Here is a 21,559-nt window from a genome sequence, read left to right on the forward strand (position 1 = left end):
CACCCGGCCCGCTCCGAGAGCAGTTCGGGGGTGGGCCGTTCCCGTCCGCGCCGTGGCGGGCGTGGCCGCCTCATCGGCCGTTGTTCGGCCTGGGCCAGGTACCGCATAGCTTCCCGTGACCGGACACACCGTCACCGGCACCGCGGTGGACGGGATTCCGGCCTCGGCTGTCAGGCCCCGTGGCTAGGCTCCGGGCCATGCGGATTCGACGACACGCCCCTGCGGTACTCCTGCTCGTCCTCGCCGGCACGGCCGGGGCCTGCACCGGCACATCCTCCCAAGCGCAGTCCCGGCCGACGCACCAGACCGCCGCGGCGCCCTCCGGGGCCGGCACTCCCGGCACCGCGGCCGATGCCGCGGCCGGGCCCACCACCTACGCCACCCCGGTCGACGTGGCCGGCCTCTGCAAGCTGCTCGACTACGCACCCCTCGCGCCGGTGCTCGGCAAGGCTGCAGGCGCCCCGCAGGCCGAGGAGAAGAGCCCCGACCCGTCCTCGGGCCGGACGGCCTCCTGCGGGCAGAAGCTTCGCGTGGGGGCCGACAGCGGCCCCGGCGGGGCCGTCCGCACCTACATCACCGTCTGGCCCGGCAGCGCCACGGCGAAGCAGCAGTTCGAGACGGGCCGGGACGAGGACGTCAAGGAGTCCGCGAAGGACGGCCGGTACGAGCCGCAGACCGGCATCGGCAGCGAGGGCTACCGGATCGTCGACAACATGAGCAGCGAGAGCCAGGCCGTCCTCGAGCTCACAGTCCGGCACGACAACCTGCGGATCAGCGTCCGCGTCCTCGCCGACCGCGGCCGCCCGTGGGACGCCGCGTCCACCGCCGACCTCTTCGACCGTCTGGGTGCCACCGCCCGGGCCGCCTTGCCCGCCATCCACCAGGCGGTCCCGGCCGGCTGACCGACCGTCGCCGGCCGGCCGCTGCGGTGGGTGCGCGCTGCCCGCCGACCGGGCGCGGTACGGTCCCGACCGTCCCGAGAACGCACGGCCCCGCCCCGCGAGCAGTACGGGGTGGGGCCGCTCTCGCCGCGGGTGGGCGGCGGGCGGGTCCGCTCCGCCGGATCCAGGCGTCGTCCTGCCCGGGGCCCGGACCGCGTTCGCCACTGCACGGCCTCGCCCGTCGCCCCTCGGCCAGGCCGTCACCGGCACGCGGCCGCGCAGGCCGGGAGGTCGTCGATGTGGCCCGGCGTCGTCACCGGCGCGCTCGCCTGCCCCAGCACGGCCGTCATCGTCAAGGGTGTCGTGATGTCCTTTCGCCTGCTCCCTGCCGGGGTGGCACACTCCTGGCGTGCACATATCCGAAGAGGTTTACGAGGCCCGGTACGGATGGAGCCGACGGGCCGTCACGACGGTGGTCTACGGTCTGCTGTTCACCGTCGCCCTGGCACTGATCGACCCCGGCGCGCCGGCCAGTCTCGGCGGCGTCCCGCTCCCCTTCCCGATGCTCGTGGTCCAGCTGGTCGGCCTGCCGCTGTTCGGGCTCGGCGGGCTGCTGACGGCGTACAACGCGTCCACCCGCAAGGTGACACTCCGGGTGGACGCGGCGGGCGTACTGCTCGGCGGCCACCCGTTGCGGTACGCGGCGACGACGGCGTTCGTACCGTGGAGCGAGATCAGCGGTGTCGAGCTGTGGATCCACCGCAGCAAGGCCGGAGTCCGCACGGTCACCGTGCCGTACGTCGGCATCCACCGCCTGCCCGGCTCGCCCCGACTGCCCCGCCACAGCCTGGTACCGCGCCGCCGGGCGGCAGCCGACACCGACGCTTCCGCCACCACCGAGCCCTCCGTCGCGCTCACCGCCATGGCCGCCGAGCTGCGCAGCGCGAGTCGTACGGTCAACGGCGGGCCGCTCGACACCGAACGACTGCTGGCCGCGGTCCGGCGCCACGCCCCGTGGGTGACGATCGTCGTCGACCCGGAGTTCGCGGCCAAGCGCTGATCGGCCTGCCCGCGCTGGCGGCGAGCGGTCGGAACTCCGAGGGGCCGGCGACCGGGGGCGGTTTCGGCGGTGCAACGAGGCCGGCCTCCGCCGGGCCGGAGCGATGACCGCGAGGGGCGCGCCCGGCCGTGCCCCGATCAGTCGAAGCGGTGGGTGAACGGGCGGTCGGGGCAGCTACGGCACTCGAAGAGATACACGCCGCCGAGGTCGCCCAGGCTCAGGTCGGCGCCGTCGAATCCGCTGTCGCGGTCCTCGATCGGGGTCCACGCCCACCGGGGGTCGCTCTCCTCGGTGCTCTCCACCGTCAGCAGGTGGTCCATCGGCCGCCGGCAGCCGGCGCAGCGCGGCCACAGGGGATCCTGACCCCACCCGGGCCAGCCGCCGAGCTTGGTCCCGGGCGCGGTGGAGAGGTGGTCCTGGTAGTCCCAGCCCGTCTCCCGCTGCACCTCGTCGATCCGGTCCTCCAGCCTGTCCCAGAGCTCCTGCGGGAGGTCCCAACTCGCGTACTCCGGTACCAGCTCGGGGTGCAGGACGCAGGGCCGCGGCACGCAGCCGTATCCCGCCTGCGCCGGTGCCGGCGGTGCCTGCCGCACCGGCCCGACGGCTGCGGCCGACCGCCAGTGCACCGCGGGCACCACCCACCCGTCGTCGTGGGACCGCGGGCACCAGAGCACCTGGAGGAGGTCGCACCCTGCGGGGTAGGGCATGAGGTCCGGTACGTCGGCGCGGTGGATCTGGAGGACCGGGACCATGGGCGACCCCGGGTGGTCCGGGCACAGCGGCCACGGTTCCCGCGCGGGCCACAGCAGCGGGCCGCCGAGCGAGCTGTCGCCGGGCGCCGGCTCGCCCCGCCGGGGATGCAGCCGCACGGTGTCCCGCCGGAAGGGGACCACCTCGGGGAAGAGCTCCTCGACGGGCAGCGGGCGCGGGGGTGTTCGACGGGTCACCGCTGGACCGTACCCGCCGCACCGGGCTGGGCGCACCGGATTCCACGCGCCGTCGGCCGAGCCGAGGAGGCGGGGCTCGTGGTGCGGGCGGTCACGGACTTCCTGTGGCTGCTGGCGTGCAGTTGTCGGCGATCCGCATCAGCCTTGGAGCGTGGTCGCGGCCAGGCGTTTGTGGCAGGTGATGGCGGCGGCGAGGTCGCAGAAGGCCAGGTGCTGGCGGTGATCGCGTTCGTGGCGTCGGGCGATCCGGCGGTAGCCGGTGAGCCACGACATGGTGCGTTCGATGACCCACCGATGGCGGCCGAGGGTCTGGCTCGACTCGACGCCCTTGCGGGCGATTCGGGGCAGGATTCCCCGTCTGCGAAGCCGTGTGCGCAGCTCGGAGTTGTCGTACGCCTTGTCCGCGTGCGGCTTGCGCGGAAGGAGGTGCGGGCCTCGCTCGGGGTCGTGCTTCGCCGGGAGGACTTCGACCAGGGGCGTCAGGCCGTGCTGGTCGTGGGTGTCGGCGGAGGAGATGCCGATGACGAGGGGCAGCCCGTTGCGGTCGGACAGGACATGCACCTTGGCTGTGCCACCGCCCTGTTGGCGCACTCGAGCAGCAGGAAGCAGTGGCTCGACCACTTCCCACAAGCCGTCAGGAACGATCCATCCCCACTCACCACTCCCCATGGCCCCTACAACGAGACCACCGCCACGTAGGACACGGTCTTGGTGTCCCGCTCGATGCGGAAACTGTTGAGGACTCATGCACGCCTTGCAGACCCGCCCGCACCGCTTGCGCCTAGATTCAACGGAGTCGGAGACGACAGTGCGGCTGAGAGGTATTCCGCCGAAGGCCGAAGTCGGTTCTGTCGACTGCGCGAAGCGGATTCCTCCTCACCCACCCATGACGTGACGTTGAGTCACCTCGATTGAAGCTCCCCTATGGGAGCACGAAGTGAGTACTGAATGCCGAAAATCCGGACGGGAATGAGTTCCCTGTTCGCAGACCTGGCCTTGGGCTTGGTCAACGTCGGCCTGGCTGCGGCGGAAGCCAACGAAGCTCACCTGGCGAACAAGGGACCGCCGTCGAGCTTTCCCGAGAAGTGTGCGACACCCCGGGGCAACGCCAGCGGGAATGGCACCGTCCTCACGCTCTGGACCCGCGATTACTCGTACGGTTCGCCGCTGGCGCTCATCAGGTCCGACGACGGCGGCCCGCGCATCTTCACCCAGTTCGGCGGAGAGTGCATCACGAACTACGGCGGCAGCTCCAGCAATGGCACGTACCTGACGCTCTGGTCCTGCGCGCCGGACCATCCACGCGGGAAGTACTGGTACTGGGGCTGGTCGAGAGTCCGGCGGCCTCGGTCGGGGATGGCCCCGGTGGGCCGACTGTTGAGCGAGGACCGCCTGAGCACCGGGCTCGCTGGGTGAGGCCGCGGGCGCACGACCCGAGCCGTTCAGCTGCGGCGTTCCGACTGGCGACCGATCCGCCGTCGAGCGGCCGGTGCTCCTTCCGAGCTGCCGGGGCAGCGTCGTTCCCGCCGCTCACTGCCAGTCCAGGTCGGGGTGGAGTGCGGTGGCCTGCGTGCCGTGGGGTTTCTCATCAGTTCCTGCAGTGGGTTGGAGGGCGTTCGCGCGGTGTTCGGTGGGGGTGATGCCGTAGGCGTCGCGGAAGGCGCGGCCGAAGGTGGTGGCGTTGGAGAAGCCCCAGCGGGCCGCGATCGCCTGGACGGGCTGGTTGCTCAGCTCGCGACGGCCGAGGTCGGCGCGGCAGCGTTCGAGCCTGGTCCGGCGGATGAACCCGGCCACGCTGGCGGGTTGGTCGTAGAAGAGTGCGTAGAGGGTGCGCGGGGAGATGTTGTGCCGGTCAGCGATCGTCTGGGGTGTCAGGTCGGGGTCGCCGAGGTTGTGCTCGATGAAAGCGGTGATCCGTTGCAGCATGACCTGGGCGCGGGCCTCGGCCGGTGCCTCGCCCAGGGCCCCGAGGTGCTGGGCCAGGCACGCGGTGGCCAGGTCAACGGCAACCTGTCCCAGGCGGCTCAGTTCCTCGGGTTCGCAGCGCGGCCCGTGTTCGAGCAGCGTGCGGAGGAAGCCGACGAGGACCGCCGCTGTTCCCCTGCTCTCGGGGATGCGCTGCGCGAGGAGGCGGTCCACTCGGTCCGAGCGCAGCGGCAGCACGGCGCGGGGTATCTGCAGCATGACCACGTGCGCCTGCCCGTCATCGCACCGCGTGGTGTTGTCCATCGGGCGGGAGGTGTCCGTCAGCACCAGGCCTTGCGTGACCAGCGACTCGTGGCCGAGCTGCGAGGTGTGGATCGCGCCCCGTGTCACCAGCGCCAGCTGGTACTGCTCGGGATCACCCCGCCGGACATGGGCCACGGTGCGCCGTCCCCGTACCGATGAGAAGGCGAACGTCGACACTTGCGCAGGTCCGAGCCCCAGGTTGGTGATCTCGGCACGGAAGTCGGCTGTGTGCTCCGTGCTGAGCGCGATCGGCATCAGGTCGCTCGACAGTGCCTCGCGGAACCACTCGAACCGGTCCGCCGGCGGCACGGTACGGGCCGACATGCTCGACCATCCCACGGACTCCTCCTCTGTACTCACGGTGCGACAACAGACCTTTCCCTGATCGGCGGTGGTGCGACTTCGCCGGCGAGAGGACCGACATTGAACATCACATGATCCACTAGCTGTGAGGTTCCCTACAGCCACCAGCGGCGCCAGTGTGAAGCCGAGGAGCTCGAGGCCGGGGGCGGGCTCCGCCTACCGACCATCCGGGGTGCGGGCCTCGGCCACATCGCCCATCCGCACGTCCATAGGCCGTCAGTGTCCCGCCGCTCTACCCGGTCCGTTGCCGTACGCAAGCGATCCTTGCAGGTCACCGCCCTGGAGGGGTACTCGCACGATACGTCCGCTGGTCAACCTGGCGCGACATTCACACATCGTCAGCAGCCCGGCGAGCTGTACCCGCGGCCGTCGGCCCCACCGACGGACCCACCCACCTTGGGCGACGGCCTGAGCAGGAGCGCGCCATCGGCGCGGAGCTGTTCGCTCGGGACAGCCGCAACGTCCGGCTGACGTCGCTGGGTGAGCAGCCGCGGGGCGATCTGCGTCTGGTGCACCAGGGGGGTGAACCTGTTCCCCGCCAACATCCGGGAGCTGCGCCGGTACTTCGAGACCTTTCGGGCCCGCCACCCGCAGTGGGAGCTCCGGCTGCGGATGTCGGCCTTTGCCGATCCCTTCGCCCGACTGCGCAACGGGGAGGCCGACGTCCCCACGCGCGGACATCGCCCGCCTGCCGGTCAAGCGGCTGGAGCCGCGGGCGTACTCGCTGGCGTGGCTGACCGAGTCGGAGAACGACATGATTCGCGCCTTCGCCCGCGTCGTGTGCGACCTCGGGCCCCTGCTCGACTGAGGGCTGGTGGTGAGCCGTGCTCCGTGCAGTGACTCGACGACCGGCGGCGTTCGAGGGACGGCGGTGTGGGGATGGCCAGTGCGGGGCGGCCGGCGAATGGCTGACGGTGCTGCGGGAGGCCGAGGAGTGCGCGGAGGCGGCCCGGCAGCGGCTCGAGCACACGCGCATCGCCCGTGACGCTGCGGCTGGTCGGCCTCGCCGGAGTGGTCGTCCAGCTCACCGAATGGGTGCCGCCGGGCAGGAACCTGACTCTCCTGCTGCCCCGCCGGCGAAGGCGGTCAGTGCCGAGCTCCGGGCCGTCAGATGGCTCGGCGACGCCGTCGGAGGGCTCGACCTCGGCCAAGTCGTAGGCGGTACCGAGCTCGCGGTCGGCCCGGCGGGGTCGCCGAGCATGTGTCGGCCGTCGCCGGACACCGTCGCGGACAGCCAGGAACTGGGACGCGACCAACAACTACGTGAGGAATTGCTTGTGATGGACGCCGATGTGATCATCGTGGGAGCTGGTCCGACCGGTCTCATGCTGGCCACCGAGCTGTGCCTGGCCGGAGTACGGCCGCTGGTACTGGAACGTCAGCTGCAGCCCCGGGACACGCCGAAGGCCAACGGTCTGGGCGGGCAGATCCTGCAGCTGCTGCACTACCGAGGCCTGCTGGAGCGATTCCAAGCAGCCAGCACCAACCCCCACCCGGCCCCGATCTTCCCGTTCGGCGGCTTGCACCTGAACTTCACCCGCCTGGCGGATTCCCCGCTGCACGCGCTGCAACTGCCCCAGCCGCAACTGGAGCGTCTGCTGACCGAGCGGGCCACCGAACTCGGCGCTGACATCCGCCGCGGGTGCGAGGTGATCGGACTCGGCCAGGACGACGACACGGTGACCGCGGAGGTCCGTGGTCCGGACGGGATGTACGAGGTGACCGCCCGTTACATCGTCGGCTGCGACGGCGCGCACAGCCGGGTCCGTGACATCGCCGGCGTCGGATTCCCTGGCACCACCTACCCGGATGTGAACCGGCTGGGACAGGCCAGAATGCACCAGTCGCTGACCCGGCTCGACAACGGCGACCTGGAGGTCCCGGGGCTGGGAGCGATCGCTGCCGGTTACACGCGAACGGACCGCGGTGTGTTCGCCTTCGGATGGCTGACCGACGACGTCATGCTCGTCTCCACGGTCGAGGACGAGCCCGAAGTATCCGACGACGGCACGCCGATGACCCTTGCCGAACTGCAGGACAGCATCGGCCGGGTGCTCGGAGCCGATGTGCCGCTGGGCGAGCCGCTTCGGCTGTCACGCTTCGTCTTCCAGGCCCGGCAGGCGGAGCGATACCGCGCTGGACGGATCCTGCTGGCCGGGGACGCGGCTCACCTCTTCCCCGCCACGGGCGCGGCGCTGAATGCCGGCCTGCTCGACACGGTCAATCTCGCCTGGAAGCTGGCCGCCGCCATCCACGGCTGGGCGTCGGACGGTCTGCTGGACACCTACCACGACGAACGCCACTTCGCCGGCGCACGCACCCTGCTGCAGACCCGCGCCCAGGCGGCACTGCGGCGCGGGCAGGATCCGGCCGCCGAAGCGCTGCGGGACGTCTTCCGGGAACTTCTCCTCGACGAGTCGGCGCTGCGCCGGATGGGAGCCCTGGTGGCCGGCGCCGACATCCGCTACCCGATGCCCGGCTCCGACCGAGACGCGTTGACCGGCGCATTCGTACCCGACCTCACGCTCCACACCGACCAGGGCACCACCAGCATCGCGGAACTCATGCACGCCGCACGGCCCGTCCTGCTCGATTTGGTCGACCGTCCAGAGTTCCGCGAGATCGCCCGAGAGTGGGAGCACTGCGTGGACATTCGTACGGCCAAGACCGACGACCCGCCTGTCGACGCCCTCCTGATCCGCCCGGACGCCCACGTCGCCTGGGCCGCCACGCGTGCCGAACCCGCCGACACTGCCGCGCCCGCGTTGCGGGAGGCGCTCTACCACTGGTTCGGCACTGGACCATGGCAGGACCGGTCCTAGAGGGCGGGGGACAGGACGGGCCGGGTCCAGCCTTCGCTGCGAACTGACGACCGGGGCCGAGGCCGGCGGCGAGGACGCCCGTGCGCTCGCCGACCGGCCGCTGCCCCGCCGCGCAGGCCGCCGACACCGCGCCCGGCCCCGATCCGGTGCGGCTGCCTGTCACCGAGGGCGACGGCGCCCCCGTAGTCCGGATCGACCTGCGGCTGCCCGCCGACCTCACCGTGACGGCGCCACCGTGCATCACCATGCCCAAGACCGTCACCGAGAAAGGACACGACGAATGAGCACCACTCAGGACTACCAGGCTGCGGAGCAACTCCTCCGCAGACCCGCCCGCCCCGGCGAGCTCGTCACCGGCGACAGGATCAGACCGCAGTGGATCGACGGAGGGGCCCGCTTCTGGTATTCGGTGAGCAAGGGAGCCGGCAAGTGGTTCGTGCTCGTCGACCCGGCGGCGGGTACCCGCGAGCCGGCCTTCGACCATGCCCGGCTCGCCGCCGCGCTGGCCGCCGCCTCCGGGCAGCAGGTCGACCCTGAGGCCCTGCCGTTCGTGGCCGTCGAACTGGCCGGGGACGGCGTCGAGTTCGCCGCTTTCGGCGAGTACTGGCGCTGCCGCCTCGACAGCTACGCCTGCGAGCGGGCCGAGTTCACGCCGCCGGGCAACCCGCTGGAGGTGCTGTCGCCCGACAAGAAGGTCGCGGTGTCCCAGCGGGGATACGACCTGTGGGCGCGCTCGCTGTCCGACGGCCGCGAGTGGGCGCTGACCACCGACGGCGAGCCCGACTACCGGTACGGCTCCGGCCCGGACTGCACGAGCAACGCCACCCTGCTGCGCAAGATCGGGCTGCCGCACCTGCCGCCCGCGGTGGCCTGGTCACCCGACTCGACGAAGGTGCTGGCGCATCGGACCGATGAGCGCGGTGTCCGGCAGACCCACCTCGTGGAGGCCAGGCCCGCCGACGGTGGCGCGCCCCTCCTGCGCACCCAGCGGTACGCCTACGCCGGGGACGAGAACATGCCGCTGGCCGAACTGGTCGTGCTGGACGTCGCCGCAGGCACGGTGGTCCGCGCGCAGGCCGAGCCGCTGCTCATGCCGCAGTTGTCGCCGATCGTGATCAAGTGGGCGTGGTGGGCGGAGGACGGCTCGGCGGTGTACTACCTCAGCCGGCCCCGTGACCTGCACACGCTCACCCTGCACCGGCTGGACCCGGTCACCGGCGAGGTCACCACCGTGCTCGGCGAGACCGGCGTCACCCGTGTGGAGCCCAACCAGTGGATGTACGAGCCGCCGATCGTGCGGGTGGTAGCCGACGAGGTGCTGTGGTACTCGCAGCGGGACGGCTGGGGCCACCTGTACCGGTATGACCTGCGCACCGGCGAGCTGCTCGGGCAGGTCACTTCCGGGCAGTGGGCGGTGCGGCAGATCCTGCGGGTCGACGAGGCCGAGCGGGTGGTGTACTTCACCGCCTCCGGGCTGGTCGACGAGGACCCGTACCGGCGCACGGTGTGCCGGGTCGGTCTGGACGGCTCCGGTTTCGCCGAGGTCATAGTCGACGAACTGGACCACATCGTCACCGTGCCGGACAACCACGAGTACTTCATCGACTCCGCGTCCACAGTCGACACCCCGCCAGTCTCCCGCGTCCGTGACTGGGCTGGACGGGTGCTGGTCGAGTTGGAACGCGCCGACATCAGCAAGCTCGCTGCCACCGGCTGGACGCCGCCGGAACGTTTCTGCGTCAAGGCGGCCGACGGGGTGACGGACATCTACGGGGTGCTGTACCGCCCGCGGGGGTTCGACCCGGCCGAGCGCTACCCGGTGGTGGACAACGTCTACCCGGGCCCGCAGGTCAACCGGGTCGCCCCGTGCTTCGACCCCGGCGGCATGGGCATGGACGCGGAACCCATCGCGGCGCTGGGCTTCGTGGTGATGGCGCTGGACGGGCGAGGCACCCCAGGGCGGAGCAAGTCCTTCCACGACGCCTCCTACGGCCACCTGGCCGACGCGGGCTGCCTGGCCGACCACGTCGCGGCGCTGCGGCAGCTGGCCCGGACCCGGCCGTGGATGGACCTGGACCGAGTGGGCGCGTTCGGCCACTCCGGAGGCGGGTTCGCCACCGTGCGGGCGATGCTGGACCACCCCGAGGTGTACAAGGCCGCAGTCGCCCTCTCCGGCTCGCACGACGCCCGCTACTTCAACCTGGGCTTCGTGGAGGCCTACGACGGCGCGGACAATCCCGAGGCCTGGGCCCACGCCTCCAACGTGGACCTCGCGGACCGGCTGGCGGGCAAGCTCCTGCTGATCCACGGCGAAATGGACGACCAGGTCCACCCGGACCACACGCTGCGGCTGGCCGACCGGCTCATCGCCGCCGGCAAGGACTTCGAGCTGCTCATAGTGCCTGGGGCCGAGCACACGTTCATCGACTTCCTGGCCTACGTCCGCACACGCTGCTGGGACTTCCTGGTGCGCGAGCTGATGGGCACCCAGCCACCTACCTACCGTCCTGCCCCCATTGCCATCGGCCCCGAGATGCTCGTGGAGCTGTTCGCCTGAGCGCGACACCACCGACGGGGGACCAGGCAAACCCGATCCCCACCAGCGATCACGGCCGCCGGACTGCGTAGGTCGGTCGGCGACGAGGTGGGGCTCCAGCCACGGGCCGGAGCCCCACTCAGCTGGGAGCGGCGGATTCGGCGCTTCCGGATCGTATGAGCGTTCGACTGTGTCGCGTTCGGGTGGGGCCGGACGCGCTCGACCTCGCCGATGGCGCGGGAGACCGTGGAGCGGGCGGTGCCGTATGGCTCGGCCAGTGCGGCGTTCGGGAGTCCGGTGCGCAGGTGGACCAGAGCGACCAGTACCCGGTCGGTGAAGACCAGGTCGTGCTTTCGGCCCGGCACCGGTCCGCCGCTGCCGCTGCGAGTCCGCGACGCTCGCGCAGCGCGGACTCGCAGCGGGTGAGCCACGGGTTGGCCAACTCTTCGATCAAAACGCCGAGATGTGCACGGGACAGGCCGCAGAACGCAGATGGGACAAGGCCGTCCGGGCCCAGGCTTGCGTCACTACTTGCCTAACCCATGCGGCCCGTCTCGCGTCACGGCCCGATCAGGGGCAGGTCGTGGCGACGCGTGAGATAGCGATCGAACGCCTCCTGCCCGTCCGGAATGAAGCGCCACTGCCGCGCGGCCTCCCGCAGCTCCGCCTCCGTCAGCCAACCGTGCCAGGCAACCTCTCCCGGGTCAGGCGTCACCTCGCCCGTGATCACGGCCTCATGCACGCCGAGCCAGTACGGGCTGATCGCCCCCCGGCACAGGAACTTGAACAAGAAGCGCACCGGCACATGAATGCCCAGCTCCTCAGCCAACTCCCTGGCCGCCGCCTGCTCATAGGACTCGCCTACGTCCACAGCCCCGCCGAACATCACCTCGTGGTGGCCGGGGAACCGGGACAGGTTTTCGGGCCGCCGATAGACCAACACCCGCCCCTGCTGATCACGGCAGACCGTCGTCGCGATGCGGTGCAGCCAGCCTCGACGGATGGCCTCACTGCGGTCCACCACCGCAAGCACCTGATCCTGATCATCTACGCGCTCCACCGGTTCATCCACGCCACCCACGATCGCACGACCCCCCGTCAGTGCTCTCGCCCCTGCCGAGACTCACGTTCTGACCGAGCCTCTACAAGCTCCCGAAAGCCCCGGCCCGGCCATCGCGCACCAAGTGGTCAGCCCAGTTGCTGGGCGTTCAGGCTCCGGAGGTGTTCCTGGAAGGGGCTTTCCTTCGCGTAGAGGACCTGGATGTCGATGGCGAGGTCGGTGCCGGGGTCGATGGTGTGTCCGCCGCCGGCCGGGGAGCCGAGCATGACGCTGCCCTCGGTGCCGTCCCGCAGGATCTGGCCCCAGAAGACGTCGGTGAAGCCCTTGTGCAGAGAGGTCCCCTCGGGCAGGTCGCCGAAGCCGAGCGCCCACTTCACGACGCGCGTCTGCGCGGCACGCACTGTGATCCGGTAGGAGTAGATCCACTTCTGGGTCTCCCAGTCCTGCCACTTGCTCAGGAAGGCCTGCTCGACGATCAGGTTCCCCAGGAAGGGGGCCGCCAGCGCCGACTGCGGCTGGTCGTTCCAGGTGCCGTTCGGACTGTCGGCCATGGCGATCCGCGCCAGGTTCGCGATCGAGGACCGACGGTCCACCGGCAGCGAATGCCCGCGCTGGTCGGCGGCCGAGAAGAGCGCGTTGTCGTCATCGGTGCGGTTGACGACGCTGCTCACGCCGTCGCCGCTGTGGTCGAAGCCGTACACGGAGAAGTCGTTGACGTGCGTGCCGACCGGGATGACGAGGATCTTGTCACCGACGCCCGGCCTCTGGCCGATGTTGAAGTTGGTGGCGCGGTAGAGACAGAAGGTTCCCTCGGGGCACGCCTCTTCCCCCTGGCCGTAGATCAGCTGCGCGTTCTCGTCGCTCACCGTGTCTGCCTTCCTGTCGACTGATGGGCCCGAACGGGAGCGGCCGGACCCCTGCATCCGCTGAAGTCCTTCGGGCCGTGGCGTATCGGGCGCCAGCCGGGGCGGTGTCCGGCGACCCGAGACGCGGTCACGACCGTCGATACTCTGGGTGACTGTACCATTGCCATTCGTGGTCGAATGGTTTGAGTCGCACGGTCGCCTCGCCCCCGATTGGCCGGTTCCAACCGCTCAGTTGACGCAGATCGCTGGGACACTGACGCCATGACAGGCACCGGCAACCTGTTCGCCCCCGGCGAGTCGGCGGAGCGCCGTGACGTCCACGCCGGGCACAGTTGGTGAGCCTCACTCGCCGGCCGGAGCGGAAGCTCACCGGCCCGGCCGACGGCGGGTTTCGCCCCGAAGTGCGGCCTGCGTGCCGGTTCGGTCGCCGTGGTGCGGTTCAGTCGAGGACGACGGGGCGGCCGGTGAGGTGAACGCCGGCCTGGCGTAGTTCGTGGAGGGCTGTGGTGGTGGTGTCGGTGGCGACGCCCGCGGTGTAGTCGAGCAGGACGCGGACGGTGAAGCCGGCTCGTGCGCCGTCGAGTGCGGTGGCCTTGACGCAGTGGTCGGTGGCGATGCCGACGACGTCGACACCGGTGATGTCCCGGGCACGCAACCACTCGGCGAGCGGCGTGCCGGTTGCGGTGGAGCCTTCGAAGCCGCTCTTGGAGGCGGAACGCGCACCCTTGTAGAAAACCTCGTCGACGGCCCCGGACACGGCGGCGGGGGCGAAGTGAGGATGGAACTCGCTGCCGTCGCTGCCGACGACGCAGTGCACGGGGAAGGAGTTGCGGAAGTCCGGTTGGTCGGAGAAGTGGCCGCCGGGGTCGATGTGGTGGTCGCGGGTGGCGACGATGTGCGTGTACTTGTTGCCGGCGGTGCGACGGGCGAGGTCGGCAATGGCGCGGGCCCGGTCGGCTCCGCCCTTGACCGGGACGCTGCCGCCCTCGCAGAAGTCCTTTTGCACGTCGACGACGATCAGCGCGCGGCGCATGGCGTAACCCTTTCCGGCGGGGGAACTCGTGTCCCTGATCCGTACCCCGTCGGTGACCGGATGATCGCGTTCCGGCACGGTTCACCCGGCCGCCGACCGAATGCCGCCGTTCTCGAAGCCGCCCTCCACCTCGCCCAGGCCCTCCTCGCCCGGTCCGGCGAGGACCCGCTGCGCCTGGAAACCGCCGCCATTGGCGATCCTGTTCCGGGTCGTTCAGCACGGGATGGCGGATGCAGGGTGACGGCAATCCTGCCGAGCCGGAACCGTCAGAGCGCCTTCGCTCGTATGGTGTTCCAGCATGGCGGCGTCAGACAGTGGGGTGGGGCAGTGAAACCTGGTGACGTGATCGCGGGACGGTACGAGCTGGTCAACCGGCTCGGGCGCGGCGGAATGGGTGAGGTGTGGGCCGGTCACGACCGGGACCTGCGTCGCACCGTAGCGCTCAAGCTGCTCTTCGTCGATGAGGACGTGGTGACAGACCTGCCGGCACGCTTTGCGCGTGAAGCGGTGGCCGCAGCCCAGATCAACCACCCGAACGTCATCACGCTCTACGAGCGCGGTGTCCACGAGGACGTGCTTTTCCTCGCGATGGAGAAGGTCAACGGCTCCACCCTGATCGACATCATCAGCCGGGAGGGCCCGATGGCCTTCCCCCGGGCACTGTCGATCGCCGGCGAGATCAGCGCGGCGCTGGCCGCCGCGCACCGGGCAGGCGTCGTCCACTACGACATCACGCCACGCAACGTCATGGTCACGACCGACGGACGGGTGAAGGTCCTCGACTTCGGGATCGCAGGGTTCCTCCAGGCGACCTTCTCCCTGGTCCGCTCCTCGCTACTGGCCCCGGCGGGAACCGTGGAGTACGGCGCCCCGGAGCAGTTCCGCACCGAGAGAGGCGACGAGCGCTCCGACCTCTACGCGCTCGGCAGCGTGGTGTTCACGATGCTCACCGGCCGGCCCCCCTTCACCGGACACAACGCCTGGGCGGTCATGGCACGTAAACAGGCCGAGGACGCCCCCGGGCTGGACACACTGCGACCGGACGCGCCCGCCGAACTGACCGCGCTCGTCGCGCGACTCCTGGCCCGCGACCCCGGGGGGCGCCCCGCCTCCGCACACGAGGTGCACGAGCGGCTCCGGCAACTGCTGACCGGCTCCGAAGCCACCACCGAAATCCGGGTGGCCCACACGGCGCACCCCGATGGGGCACGGGCAAACGGCAACGAGCGATACCACCGCGTCCGTGTCTTCCTCGACGGGACAGTCGGCGACCTCGATCAGGTCACCAAGGTCGTCTACCACCTTCATCCGACCTTCCCCGAACCGGATCGCGTGATCACTAACCGGGCGACGAACTTCGCGCTGGAGACGTCGGCCTGGGGAATGTTCACACTCACTGCCGACATCTTCACGACAGACCGCCAGGACCCTCTGCGGCTCGAGCGGTACATCAGCTTCTGACCCGCCACCCGCCACCCGCACCACCCGACCGGCTGGGCCCGGCCCCGGCGGCCCTCGAGTCGAAGGGGACCTCGGCGCGGGGATGGGTCCTTGGGTTTTCTTGGCGAACCTCCAGTGGGTCGTGCCGGATGAGGAGCGGACGCGGTACACGCCGCGGGCCGGCGGAGGTGCGGAGCAGCTGTGGGGCGGCCCGGACGATCAGGCCTCGGGGCCGGTGTCTTCGGGGGGGAGGAACAGGTCCTCGATCCGGCCCTCGAACACGGCGGCGATCTTGAATGCCAGGGCCAGGCTCGGCTCGAGGCGGCCCGTTTCGATGGCGTTGACCGTCTGTGTGGACACGTCGAGGCGGTCGGCCAGGTCCGCCTGGGTCCAGCGCCGCGCGGACCGCAGCTCACACAGCCGGTTGCTCATCGGATGCGCTGCGTCTTGAGGATCAGTGCGGCGATCCGGATCGGCATGCTCCCCGGCGATGACCTCTCGCAGTGCGGCAACGTGGGCGCTCAGGGCGGCCCGGCCCGGCGCGGTCAGCGAGATCCACGTGGTTCGGCGACCGCCGTGGACTCCTTTGTGGCTCCTGACGTAGCCGAGCGACACCAGGGCGCCCACGTGTTTGGAAAGCACCGAGTCGCTGACATCGAGGCTGTCGCGAATGGTCGAGAACTCTGCTTCGGACACAGCGGTCAGCATGGTCATCAGCCTCAGCCGGGCCGGTGCGTGCAGGTTGGCATCCAGCTCAGGCATCAGCGGCCGACCAGCGTCAGCAGCGCCAGCGCGGCCAGTGCAAGGGCCGAGATGACCACCAGCCACCCGGCCGACTCGGCACGAGCGTGAGTCGCCGGGTCTCCTCTGTAGAGGCGCAACCAACGTCGGCCGCTCAACGTGTAGGCCAGTCCTCCGGTGCACGCGCAGACAGCCACCAGCCACCACAGCCCGGCGAGGGCAGCCCAGAACGCGGCGCCCAGAGCCAGCGCGTACGAGGTCGCCGCAGCCCACCCCGTTCCGAGCACGACGCGGCTCGTGAGTCCCCCGATCCGCACCCCGTTGAGCCGCCGGAACCGGAACAGCTGGATACCCGCCGTCAGGGCGAACATTGCGGCTCCGGCGATCGACAGCAATCGGGTCCAGCCTGTATCGAAGGCGACCTCAACGGCGGCCGCGGCGATCTGGACGGCCACTGTTGCGCCGATCGAGCTGTAGAAGAAGGACGGCAGTCCGAGGCCGTCGGCCAACCGTGCCCGCGAGGTCTCCGCCTCGGCCAGGGCAGCAGCAGCACCTTCGGGAGTGGGCGACTCCATCATATTTTCCATGTTGGAAAGTATGGCTCAAGCTTTCCAACTTGGCAAGTTCACCTGCTGATGGAGGTCCTGGTGCGCGGGTCGACGCGTTGGCCCGCTCCGGACTTCGGCCGTCACTCGGCTTGACGGGGCGTTGGTGACGAAGGGCCCGACGCCGCAGTGGCCTGGAGGGCCGTAAGGGTGTCCTTCTCGCTCCATGCCTCAGATTCCGGCATGCACATGCCGAACATCCGGCCCGTGCGGCGATCAGTACCACGAACGAGCGATCACGAACCGAGAGGAGAGGGGCTTAACGCCCTCTGCGGTCGCAGGGGCATTCCCACAGGACCGAACAGTCAGCCGTGTTCCGCCGAGCCGGTGAGCCGGAGTTTGCGCTGGGCCCGCTGGTAGAACGTGGTGTGGCCGAGTCGCACGACGCGTGCGGCGGCGGGCAGCATGGTCACCTCGACGCTGTCGCCCGGTGAGACGTGGCCGACCAGGAGGCCGTCGGCCTCGATGGCGAGGTCGCCGCTGTGAGGCAGGACCTCCAGGTCGAGCCGTTCGCCGCTGGAGAGGAAGACGGAGCGGTTGAACGCGGCATGCGGAGCCACGGGGGTGATCAGCAGCCCCTCCGCGTTGGGGGAGACGATCGGGCCGCCGGCGGAGAAGCTGTACGCGGTGGAGCCGGTCGGCGTGGCGACGACGACCGCGTCGGCGGTGTAGGCCACGAAGGGCTCGCCCTGGACCCGTACGGCGACCGCCGCGGACTTGTGTCCCGGGCTGCGCAGGAGCACGACGTCGTTGAGTGCCGTCACCTGGGCAGCCCCGAAGCGGGCATGGACGCCGGAGCGGACTTCCACGGTGAAACGGTGGGCGTCGATGGCATCCAGTGCGGCAGGGAGTTCCGGTATGTCGACCTCCGCGAGGAAACCCAGGCGTCCGACGTTGACGCCCAGGACCGGCGCGTGGCCCCCGGTCGCGAGCCGCATGGCGCGCAGCATGGTGCCGTCCCCGCCGAGGCTGATCATCAGGTCGGCGCTCGTGGTCATCTCCTCGGCTTCTACCGGAATGGCCTCGCAGCCGATCCGTGTCACCTCCGCCGCCAGCCCCAGGACCTTCGTTCCCCGGGCCCGGCTCCAACGGACCACGGCCTCCACGGTGGGCGCGCAGGTGCGCTCCGGGTGGAGTACCAGTCCCACCGTGCCGATGTATCCCATCCGGGGCACCTCGATGTCGGCCAGGCCACTGTTGCTCCCTCCAGTCACGCACAGCCGGTCGCCGCCTTCAAGGTCACCGCAAGGCCCTCGTGATCACGTCGGGCCGCATCGCCTCCCGTCGGCACGGCGCGACCCGGTATGACGGGACCGCCCGCTGCTGCTCGTCACGGAATCTCCGGGCGAGCCGGCTGGTTGGGATTCGGATAGACAGTCCGATGGCTTCGGCGTCGACGTGGCGAACCGGCGCCCGGCCGAGCCTTCAGCGGGAGGCGTGTCCGATGGCTGACAGCCCAATCCGGGGGATTGATCCCTCCGCGCAGCCGAGCGGAGACGGGTGTGTGGAGTGCCTGGCGGGGGACGGGCCGGGGTGGTGGTTCCACCTGCGGCGCTGCGCCGCGTGCGGGCACGTAGGCTGCTGCGACTCCTCGCCCTCACAGCACGGCACGAGGCATGCCCGAGAGGCGGGGCATCCGTTCCTGGCCAGCTTCGAGCCGGGTGAGGCGTGGTTGTGGAACGTTGAGACCGAGCAGTACTACGAGGGGCCGGAACTGGCGGCGCCCGCCGCGCACCCGGCCTCGCAGCCGACGCCCGGCCCACGTGGCAAGGTCCCTGCCGACTGGCGGCTGCACCTGCACTGACGAGCTCAGAGCGGCGGGGCCGGCAGACGCGGGTCCGTGATTCCACCCGGGCAGGCGAGGTGGCCGACGTCCCAGCCGGCACGGGCGGCTCCGGCCTGGTACGCGCTCTCGTAGAAGGCGAGTACGGTCGCTCTCGGGTCGGCCTCGGTGCGGGCCGCGTCGTAGCGCAGTACAGCCAGGTGACTGTCGTTGAGCACGATCCACTGTGCGGATGCCGGTGTGAGCGGGTCCTCGGCCAGCTGCGCCGGCTCGGGAGTCGTGTAGGAGTAGAAGGCCGGTTCGCCCAGGTTGGCGTCCCCGAACCAGAACCCGAAGCTGATCAGCTCCCGGGAGTACGCCTCGCGGGTCACCGGGTCCACCTGTGGTGGCTGGTCGACGGTGCGTCCGGAGAATCGGGTGTGGGCGATGTCGAGTGAGTGCCAGAAGAGGTGGACGGGGCTGACCTTGCCCGAGAAGCGCGCCGCGAACTCCTCCAGCACCAGCCCGACCTGGCAGAGCACCTGCCAGTAGCGATTCGCCCAGGCGGGGTCGTAGGCCGCGTGCTCGAAGTCCTCGGCGAACGGCCGACCGGAGTCGGCCAGCCGGTAGGGCCGGGGAATCGGTATCTCCACCCGGACGCCCAACGCCGCCAGCGTCTCCAGGGTCTGTTGGTAGAACGAGGCTACGGACTGGCCGAGGAGTGGGAAGGACCCCGTCCTGCCGTCCGCCGTCGCCACGACCAGCCGATGGTCGACGAAGTCGAAGTCGATGGTGAAGATCGGGTTGCCGTCGACCTGTCCCATGGGCCGCGTGGTGATCCCGCGCCCGGTGAGGTGGAACGGGACGTTCCACCAGTGGTTGCGCCGCACACTCGCCGCGAGGCGGATCTTGCCCACCACCTGCGTGAAGCGGTGCAGCGTCTCCTTCGTGTCCCGCCACTCGGCGAGCGGCATCGGTGGGAAAAGCTCCATCGCGTATCCCTCCTGTCCGTCCGCCGCAGTTCCATGATGACCACGGTCGCCCGGACGCGCAGCGGACGCCGGACCCAGCGGCCGTCAGGGCGAGCCAGTCACAGAGGCCGGTGGCCGCGTCGCAGGCCTCGGTGCCGAGCCGACGTCCCGGACGTCACAGGCAATGCGCCTGAGATGGCCGCGGAAGACCTGGCACTCGTTGTCGTCGAGCGCCCCGAGGAGCCTGTCCTCGGCCTCCCGCACCCGATTCCGCAGATTCTGAAGGGCGGCTACGCCCTGGGCGGTGGCGACGACCCTGCGCCGGTGCCGATCGCCGGGGTCGAGCCGACGCTCGACCAGACCCGCCGCCACGAGGTCGTCGATCAGGTGCCCGCGACATGTCCGGCGTTCCGCGGGCCCCCGGATCCTCGGCCACCTCACCCCCGACTCCTTCGACGAGCGCTTCGAGTGCGGCCTGACCGCGATCCTCGGGCCACGTCCCCGCCCTGGGTGATCACCTCCTGCGCGGTGGCGATCGCACTGGGCACCTACCTCGGCGGCTGGCGGGTCATCCGGACCCTGGGCAAGGGGCTCATGGAGAGCGAGTCGCCGCAGGGCATGGCCGTCGAGTCGGCCTCGGCCGCGGTGATCCTCTCCTCCACCGACTTCGGCTACTCCCTCTCCACCACCCACGTGGCCATCGGGTCGATCCTGGGCGCGGGGGTCGGGAAGAAGGGCGCCGTGGTGCGCTGGAACACGGCCCGCCGGATGGCGGTGGCCTGGCTGTTCACCCTGCCGGCCTCCGCTCTGGTCGGCGCGGCGGCCTACTGGGCGGCGGCAGGCGCCGTGGTGGCCTCAGGATGCGGCGAGGACGCTGTTGCAGGCCGAGCACACCTTGCTCCGCCACTTGGGCGGGTACCACGTCGCACCAGGCCGAGGCGCCCGGTAGGGGTCCCTCTGCATCCGGCCGGTGCCCATGCCGCAGAACGTCAGGTCGCCAGGTCTCCCGGGCACGGCCGGATCGGTTGGCGCCGCATGTACGGCACGCACGCCCTCGACATAGTCCGTTGTGTCACCCATCGCGGAAGCTCGGACGAGTTCGGGTTCGAGTAGTACGACAACGCTCACCATCCCACCCTCCGGGGCGTCGGTGGCAGCCGCACCCGGTCGCTGCCGCAGGGGTGACCGTGGGCGGCGTCGAGCCGGAAGGCCGGCTCCATCAGGCCCGTTGGATCTCCGGGAAGTCCTCCACGGGCCGGGCCGGGGCGGCCTCGACGGACAGTTCGAACGGTGCCAAATCCGCCTCATGCCCGGCGGGACGTGTGTCCTGACCTGCGCGGACAGTCGCTGGTGGCGAGTCTGGGAGGCTTGCATAAAGGGAACAGGTGTTCGATACTCGGGGTATGGGCACCACCCCCGCCCCGACCTACGGCTCGCTGGTCCGGCCCCCGGCCCAGCCCGGGGACGCGGAGCGGGCGCCCCGCGAGCTGATGTCCGGTCCCGGGCGCAGTTGGGACGCGGAGCCGCGCTGGCGCTGGGTGGAGATCCGGATCGGCGGCGAGTGGCGACCCGGGCAGATCGAACGCTGGCGCCTGCACCAGGGCTCGACCTGCTGGGTGGCGATGGTGCGCTGGGGCCCGGAAACCCTGTCGTGGGGCTGGTACCTCTACAGCCCCGACACCATCCGCCAAGTGCCCCGGCCCGCCGGGACGCCGATCGGTTCCGCCCGGTGAACTGGGCAGCCGTATCGCCGCAGGAAACGTCGCCGGGGCCGACTCATCGCTCATGGCGCGCTTCCGCCGCGCCGGGCTGGTGACGCTCGGACGTACGGCGACTCCGGAGTTCGCATACAGCACCACCACGGAAGGCGTCCTGTACGGCGCCACCCGCAACCCCTGGGACCCGACCCGTAGCCCCGGCGGCTCCAGCGGCGGCTCGGGAGCCGCCGTCGCTGCGGGCATCGTCCCGATCGCGCACGCCACCGACGCAGCGGGCTCCATCCGTGTCCCCGCCGCCAGCAACGGCCGCCCACCATCGTGCGACTCTGACAGAGACCACGGACAGCCAGGGTTCGAACGGTTCGACCACGGCCGGCCCGACCCAGGGCCGTGATCCCTACCGCGACGATCGGTCGGGGACCGGGGCGAGCGCCCGGGCCGTACTATGTGATCATGAAAGCTGGGGTGGGTGTGCGCGTTGTGAGGACTGTGTCGGTGGTCGGGGCCGCGATGCTGTTGGTGGGG

Annotated in this window: 22 protein-coding genes and 1 pseudogene; 12 read left to right on the plus strand and 11 right to left on the minus strand. The window is 70.6% G+C overall.

Annotation, left to right across the window (positions count from 1 at the left end; genetic code table 11):
- Nucleotides 1-197 precede the first annotated feature (197 nt).
- Entirely contained in the window at nt 198-902 is a 705-nt protein-coding gene (locus tag OG871_RS36420) for a hypothetical protein (protein WP_371502696.1), read from the plus strand.
- 388 nt (nt 903-1,290) lie between these two features.
- Nucleotides 1,291-1,941: a hypothetical protein gene (locus OG871_RS36425; protein ID WP_371502698.1), complete on the plus strand. Its 651-nt coding sequence runs from the start codon at nt 1,291-1,293 to the stop codon at nt 1,939-1,941.
- A gap of 137 nt (nt 1,942-2,078) precedes the next feature.
- Here OG871_RS36425 and OG871_RS36430 read toward each other — a convergent pair whose 3' ends face one another.
- Together OG871_RS36430 and OG871_RS36435 are read right to left on the minus strand one after the other, a co-directional pair.
- Entirely contained in the window at nt 2,079-2,888 is an 810-nt protein-coding gene (locus tag OG871_RS36430) for a DUF1963 domain-containing protein (RefSeq protein ID WP_371502699.1), read from the minus strand.
- Between the two features lie 138 nt (nt 2,889-3,026).
- Nucleotides 3,027-3,557 carry an IS5 family transposase gene (locus OG871_RS36435; protein WP_371502700.1) on the minus strand — a complete coding sequence of 177 codons (531 nt, stop codon included), beginning with the start codon at nt 3,555-3,557 and terminating at the stop codon, nt 3,027-3,029.
- A gap of 300 nt (nt 3,558-3,857) precedes the next feature.
- Between OG871_RS36435 and OG871_RS36440 the strand changes: the two genes are divergently transcribed.
- On the plus strand, nt 3,858-4,304 hold the full coding sequence (locus OG871_RS36440) for an RICIN domain-containing protein (RefSeq protein WP_371502701.1): 447 nt from the start codon (nt 3,858-3,860) through the stop codon (nt 4,302-4,304).
- Nucleotides 4,305-4,418: 114 nt separating this feature from the next.
- Here the strand turns inward: OG871_RS36440 and OG871_RS36445 are convergent, their stop codons facing one another.
- Nucleotides 4,419-5,456: a helix-turn-helix domain-containing protein gene (locus OG871_RS36445; protein WP_371502702.1), complete on the minus strand. Its 1,038-nt coding sequence runs from the start codon at nt 5,454-5,456 to the stop codon at nt 4,419-4,421.
- A gap of 646 nt (nt 5,457-6,102) precedes the next feature.
- Here OG871_RS36445 and OG871_RS36450 point away from each other — a divergent pair.
- From OG871_RS36450 to OG871_RS36465, 4 genes are all read left to right on the plus strand, one after another.
- Complete coding sequence (locus OG871_RS36450; RefSeq protein WP_371502703.1) at nt 6,103-6,288, plus strand: hypothetical protein; 186 nt, start codon at nt 6,103-6,105, stop codon at nt 6,286-6,288.
- Nucleotides 6,289-6,760: 472 nt separating this feature from the next.
- Nucleotides 6,761-8,302 (plus strand): FAD-dependent monooxygenase, encoded by a 1,542-nt coding sequence (locus tag OG871_RS36455; protein ID WP_371502704.1) that lies wholly within the window; start codon nt 6,761-6,763, stop codon nt 8,300-8,302.
- Between the two features lie 80 nt (nt 8,303-8,382).
- Nucleotides 8,383-8,586 (plus strand): hypothetical protein, encoded by a 204-nt coding sequence (locus OG871_RS36460; RefSeq protein ID WP_371502705.1) that lies wholly within the window; start codon nt 8,383-8,385, stop codon nt 8,584-8,586.
- Complete coding sequence (locus tag OG871_RS36465) at nt 8,583-10,859, plus strand: DPP IV N-terminal domain-containing protein (RefSeq protein ID WP_371502706.1); 2,277 nt, start codon at nt 8,583-8,585, stop codon at nt 10,857-10,859. Before OG871_RS36460 ends, OG871_RS36465 begins: the two co-directional genes overlap by 4 nt.
- On the opposite strand, the gene OG871_RS36470 is transcribed toward OG871_RS36465, so the two are convergent.
- From OG871_RS36470 to OG871_RS36485, 4 genes are all read right to left on the minus strand, one after another.
- Nucleotides 10,802-11,269 carry a transposase family protein gene (locus OG871_RS36470; RefSeq protein ID WP_371502707.1) on the minus strand — a complete coding sequence of 156 codons (468 nt, stop codon included), beginning with the start codon at nt 11,267-11,269 and terminating at the stop codon, nt 10,802-10,804. The genes OG871_RS36465 and OG871_RS36470 overlap by 58 nt on opposite strands.
- Before the next feature lie 128 nt (nt 11,270-11,397).
- Nucleotides 11,398-11,910 (minus strand): NUDIX hydrolase, encoded by a 513-nt coding sequence (locus OG871_RS36475; RefSeq protein WP_371502708.1) that lies wholly within the window; start codon nt 11,908-11,910, stop codon nt 11,398-11,400.
- 116 nt (nt 11,911-12,026) lie between these two features.
- Nucleotides 12,027-12,764 carry a peptidase inhibitor family I36 protein gene (locus OG871_RS36480; protein WP_371502710.1) on the minus strand — a complete coding sequence of 246 codons (738 nt, stop codon included), beginning with the start codon at nt 12,762-12,764 and terminating at the stop codon, nt 12,027-12,029.
- 439 nt (nt 12,765-13,203) lie between these two features.
- Nucleotides 13,204-13,797 (minus strand): isochorismatase family protein, encoded by a 594-nt coding sequence (locus tag OG871_RS36485; RefSeq protein ID WP_371502712.1) that lies wholly within the window; start codon nt 13,795-13,797, stop codon nt 13,204-13,206.
- On the opposite strand from OG871_RS36485, the gene OG871_RS36490 reads away from it, so the two are divergent.
- Nucleotides 13,765-15,258: a protein kinase gene (locus OG871_RS36490; RefSeq protein ID WP_371502713.1), complete on the plus strand. Its 1,494-nt coding sequence runs from the start codon at nt 13,765-13,767 to the stop codon at nt 15,256-15,258. The two genes, OG871_RS36485 and OG871_RS36490, sit on opposite strands and share 33 nt — an antisense overlap.
- 198 nt (nt 15,259-15,456) lie before the next feature.
- Here the strand turns inward: OG871_RS36490 and OG871_RS36495 are convergent, their stop codons facing one another.
- The 3 genes from OG871_RS36495 to OG871_RS36505 form a co-directional block, all read right to left on the minus strand.
- On the minus strand, nt 15,457-15,999 hold the full coding sequence (locus OG871_RS36495) for a transcriptional regulator (RefSeq protein ID WP_371502715.1): 543 nt from the start codon (nt 15,997-15,999) through the stop codon (nt 15,457-15,459).
- Complete coding sequence (locus OG871_RS36500; protein WP_371502717.1) at nt 15,999-16,565, minus strand: hypothetical protein; 567 nt, start codon at nt 16,563-16,565, stop codon at nt 15,999-16,001. Before OG871_RS36500 ends, OG871_RS36495 begins: the two co-directional genes overlap by 1 nt.
- Before the next feature lie 323 nt (nt 16,566-16,888).
- Complete coding sequence (locus OG871_RS36505) at nt 16,889-17,749, minus strand: NAD(+)/NADH kinase (protein WP_371502718.1); 861 nt, start codon at nt 17,747-17,749, stop codon at nt 16,889-16,891.
- A gap of 278 nt (nt 17,750-18,027) precedes the next feature.
- Here OG871_RS36505 and OG871_RS36510 point away from each other — a divergent pair, with 278 nt between their 5' ends.
- Nucleotides 18,028-18,387 (plus strand): UBP-type zinc finger domain-containing protein, encoded by a 360-nt coding sequence (locus tag OG871_RS36510; protein ID WP_371502720.1) that lies wholly within the window; start codon nt 18,028-18,030, stop codon nt 18,385-18,387.
- 5 nt (nt 18,388-18,392) lie between these two features.
- Here OG871_RS36510 and OG871_RS36515 read toward each other — a convergent pair whose 3' ends face one another.
- Nucleotides 18,393-19,337, minus strand: coding sequence for a DUF5996 family protein (locus OG871_RS36515; RefSeq protein ID WP_371502722.1), 945 nt, complete (start codon nt 19,335-19,337; stop codon nt 18,393-18,395).
- Nucleotides 19,338-19,511: 174 nt separating this feature from the next.
- On the opposite strand from OG871_RS36515, the gene OG871_RS36520 reads away from it, so the two are divergent.
- The 3 genes and pseudogenes from OG871_RS36520 to OG871_RS36530 all read left to right on the plus strand — a co-directional run.
- The gene (locus tag OG871_RS36520) at nt 19,512-20,429 is read left to right on the plus strand and encodes an anion permease (protein ID WP_371502724.1); all 918 of its coding nucleotides are present in this window, start codon (nt 19,512-19,514) and stop codon (nt 20,427-20,429) included.
- Nucleotides 20,430-20,719: 290 nt separating this feature from the next.
- Nucleotides 20,720-21,049, plus strand: coding sequence for a hypothetical protein (locus tag OG871_RS36525; protein WP_371502726.1), 330 nt, complete (start codon nt 20,720-20,722; stop codon nt 21,047-21,049).
- Nucleotides 21,048-21,341: pseudogene (locus OG871_RS36530) on the plus strand (amidase family protein); the annotation flags it as partial. The gene OG871_RS36525 and the pseudogene OG871_RS36530, both read left to right, overlap by 2 nt.
- Nucleotides 21,342-21,559 lie beyond the last annotated feature (218 nt).

It is taken from the genome of Kitasatospora sp. NBC_00374 (assembly GCF_041434935.1).
Classification (GTDB): domain Bacteria; phylum Actinomycetota; class Actinomycetes; order Streptomycetales; family Streptomycetaceae; genus Kitasatospora.

Bases quoted from the DNA above. Each gene is read 5' to 3' on its own strand.
- OG871_RS36420 (WP_371502696.1), top strand. From the start codon at position 198: ATGCGGATTCGACGACACGCCCCTGCGGTACTCCTGCTCGTCCTCGCC.
- OG871_RS36435 (WP_371502700.1), bottom strand. From the start codon at position 3,557: ATGGGGAGTGGTGAGTGGGGATGGATCGTTCCTGACGGCTTGTGGGAA.
- OG871_RS36440 (WP_371502701.1), top strand. From the start codon at position 3,858: ATGAGTTCCCTGTTCGCAGACCTGGCCTTGGGCTTGGTCAACGTCGGC.
- OG871_RS36455 (WP_371502704.1), top strand. From the start codon at position 6,761: ATGGACGCCGATGTGATCATCGTGGGAGCTGGTCCGACCGGTCTCATG.
- OG871_RS36465 (WP_371502706.1), top strand. From the start codon at position 8,583: ATGAGCACCACTCAGGACTACCAGGCTGCGGAGCAACTCCTCCGCAGA.
- OG871_RS36485 (WP_371502712.1), bottom strand. From the start codon at position 13,797: ATGCGCCGCGCGCTGATCGTCGTCGACGTGCAAAAGGACTTCTGCGAG.
- OG871_RS36495 (WP_371502715.1), bottom strand. From the start codon at position 15,999: ATGCCTGAGCTGGATGCCAACCTGCACGCACCGGCCCGGCTGAGGCTG.
- OG871_RS36500 (WP_371502717.1), bottom strand. From the start codon at position 16,565: ATGGAAAATATGATGGAGTCGCCCACTCCCGAAGGTGCTGCTGCTGCC.
- OG871_RS36505 (WP_371502718.1), bottom strand. From the start codon at position 17,749: ATGGGATACATCGGCACGGTGGGACTGGTACTCCACCCGGAGCGCACC.
- OG871_RS36510 (WP_371502720.1), top strand. From the start codon at position 18,028: ATGGCTGACAGCCCAATCCGGGGGATTGATCCCTCCGCGCAGCCGAGC.
- OG871_RS36515 (WP_371502722.1), bottom strand. From the start codon at position 19,337: ATGGAGCTTTTCCCACCGATGCCGCTCGCCGAGTGGCGGGACACGAAG.
- OG871_RS36520 (WP_371502724.1), top strand. From the start codon at position 19,512: ATGGCCGCGGAAGACCTGGCACTCGTTGTCGTCGAGCGCCCCGAGGAG.
- OG871_RS36525 (WP_371502726.1), top strand. From the start codon at position 20,720: ATGGGCACCACCCCCGCCCCGACCTACGGCTCGCTGGTCCGGCCCCCG.